Here is a 2785-nt window from a genome sequence, read left to right on the forward strand (position 1 = left end):
ACCGCTTTCGCGAGCAAGCCCGCTCCCACACTGGTTTTGCATTTCATCCCGGCCGTCAGTCATTCCGTGCATCAGCGCTACGCGGCGAGCGTATCTTTGGCCTATGATGCCGGCCAACTGCCCCCCAACTGTAGGAGCGAGCTTGCTCGCGAAGCACCCGAGAGCGCCGCGGGGTCTCAGGTACCCAGCGTTTTCGTTGACGTCCATCGCGAGCAAGCTCGCTCCTACAGAGTCCGAGGCGAAGAATAACCATGCAGCTCAAACACAAGATCGTCGCCCTCGGAATTCTGCCGTTGGTTCTGGCCATTGCCGTGATCTGCGCGCTGGTGATTTCCCTGAACCGTCAACTGGGTGACCAACAGGCACAGCTGATCGAAGACAGCATCCTGATGAGCAAGCGCGCCGAACTGAAAAACTACGTCGAAATGGCGAAAAGCCTGATCGAGCCGCTGTATGACGACGGTCACGGTGACGCGCACGCCCAGCAAAAAGTGCTCGAGGAATTGCGCAAGCTCAGCTTTGGCATCAACGGCTACTTCTTCGTCTATGACCACGAAGGCCGCAGCCTGATGCATGCGCGGCAATCCGAACTGGTGGGCAAATACCTGTGGGACATGAAAGACCCCCATGGCTTGCCGGTGATCCAGGCATTGCTCAAAAGCGCCCAGTCCGGCGAAGGCTTTCAACGTTATGCCTGGAACAAGCCCTCCTCCGGCCAGGTCACCGACAAGCTTGCCTACGTGGTGATGCTGGATCGCTGGGGCTGGATGCTCGGCACCGGCATTTATCTGGAAGACGTCGAGCGCGCCACCCAGCAGGCCCGCGCTGAAGTGGCCATGGGCATTCGCAAGACCATGATGGCGATTGCCGTGGTCGCCCTGGTGGCGGTGCTGTTTGTGTTCGCCACCGGCATGACCCTCAACGTCAGCGAGCATCGTCTGGCGGACAAAAAACTGCAGCGCCTGACCCAGCGTATCGTTAGCCTGCAGGAGGAAGAGCGTTCACGGGTGTCCCGTGAGTTGCACGACGGGATCAGCCAGGTGCTGGTTTCGATCAAGTTTCAATTCGAACTGGCGAGCCATTTGCTGGAAAGCGGGCAGGCCCACGACAAGGGTTTGAACGCATTAAGAGATGCCACCGAACGCCTGGGGGAAGCGATTGGCGAGGTGCGCAGCCTCTCCCACGACCTTCGTTCTTCCCTGCTCGACACCCTGGGACTGCCCGCCGCCATTGGCCAACTGGCTGAAGAGTTCGAGCAGCGCAGCGGGCTGACCGTAACCTTCAACGACAATGAATTCGACTGCCATCTGGTCGATGGCGCGGCGGTGTCGCTGTTCCGTATCGTGCAAGAAGGCCTGACCAATATCGAACGGCATGCCCAGGCCAAAAATGTCTCCATCTCCCTGCGCGGTTGTGATGACAGCGTGCGGCTGACGGTGGTCGACGATGGTGTGGGTTTCAACGTCGCTCAGGTCGAACGTCGCCATGCGGGCATTGGTTTGCGTAACATCCGCGAACGCGTCGAACACTTTGGCGGTCGGTTCGAACTGATTTCGATGCCGGGAAGAAGTGAGCTGGACGTACAGTTGCCCATGAAGCAGCCCGCCAGCCAAAGCTGACGCCCCCAGACAACAAGAGTGAATGCCTGCAATGAACCTGCCCTCCCCGATCCGCGTCGCCCTGGTCGACGATCATGCCCTGGTCCGCGATGGCATCAAGGCACTGCTGGCCGTGATGGCGCCCCTGGAAGTGGTGGGTGAAGCTGAAAGCGGCGCCGAGGCTATCGAAATGGTCGGTCGCTGCCAGCCCGACCTGTTACTGGTCGACATCAGCCTGCCTGACATGAACGGCCTGGAACTGACCCGCGTTTTGCGCAATCAGTATCCGTCGCTCAAGGTGCTGGTGCTGAGCATGTACGATAACTACGAATACGTCAGTGAATCGGTGCGCTCCGGCGCCAGTGGCTATGTGCTGAAAAACGCGCCGTCACGGGAAATCATCGCCGCCATTGAAGCCATCACCAGCGGCGGAACCTTCTACAGCGCTGAAATCGCCCAACGCCTGATCGCCGACCGGAACACCGACAACGAACTGACCCCGAGGGAAAGCCAGGTGTTGTTGAAAATGGCGCAAGGGCTGAACAACAAGGAAATGGCGCGGGAACTGGACATCAGCGTACGCACCGTGGAAACCCATCGCCTGAGCATCCGCCGCAAGCTCAACATCGACAAGCCAGCGGCACTGGTCAAGTACGCCATTGATCACGGGATCATTTCTCGCTGATACAGCCGTTACACCTGAGCTTAACCACCGCCATCGCCAGCAAAGCCGGCTCCTACGGATGTGTGTCGTACCCACCATCAAAACGCACCCGCAACCCTGTGGGAGCTGGCTTGCCAGCGATGACGGCCGCACATTCAGCATCGCCAGCAAACAATCAACTTGCCCGGATAACCATTGACTACGTCAATAGTCACCATTAACTCAATGAAGTTCTCTTAAAAATCCTGCGGCGTAACATCAGCTCCATACCAACTGACAACACCCCGGAGCACACGATCATGAAACGCCAAACCATCCTCAGCATTGTTTTCTCGGTTTTCGCAGTGAACGCTTTTGCCGCCACTTCTGCTCAACCTGTCGTCGCTGAAGGCGGCTCGGATCGACTGATTGAAAGCCGTGTGGCTGAAGGTGGTTCGGATCGTCTGATCCAGAATCGTGTGGCTGAAGGCGGTTCTGACCGCCTGCTGGAAAAACGTGCTGTAGCTGCTGATGGTTCGGATCG

Annotated in this window: 3 protein-coding genes; all 3 read left to right on the forward strand. The window is 58.3% G+C overall.

Features of this window, described 5'->3' with window-relative positions:
- Window positions 1–251: 251 nt before the first annotated feature.
- The gene (locus ACRESJ_RS12155; protein WP_431758105.1) at window positions 252–1619 is read left to right on the forward strand and encodes a cache domain-containing protein; all 1368 of its coding nucleotides are present in this window, start codon (window positions 252–254) and stop codon (window positions 1617–1619) included.
- 31 nt (window positions 1620–1650) lie between these two features.
- Complete coding sequence (locus tag ACRESJ_RS12160; RefSeq protein ID WP_431758106.1) at window positions 1651–2283, forward strand: response regulator; 633 nt, start codon at window positions 1651–1653, stop codon at window positions 2281–2283.
- 278 nt (window positions 2284–2561) lie between these two features.
- On the forward strand, window positions 2562–2785 hold a 224-nt coding region (locus ACRESJ_RS12165; protein WP_431758107.1), incomplete at its 3' end, for a hypothetical protein.

It is taken from the genome of Pseudomonas sp. (genome assembly GCF_050739655.1).
Taxonomy (GTDB): Bacteria; Pseudomonadota; Gammaproteobacteria; order Pseudomonadales; family Pseudomonadaceae; genus Aquipseudomonas.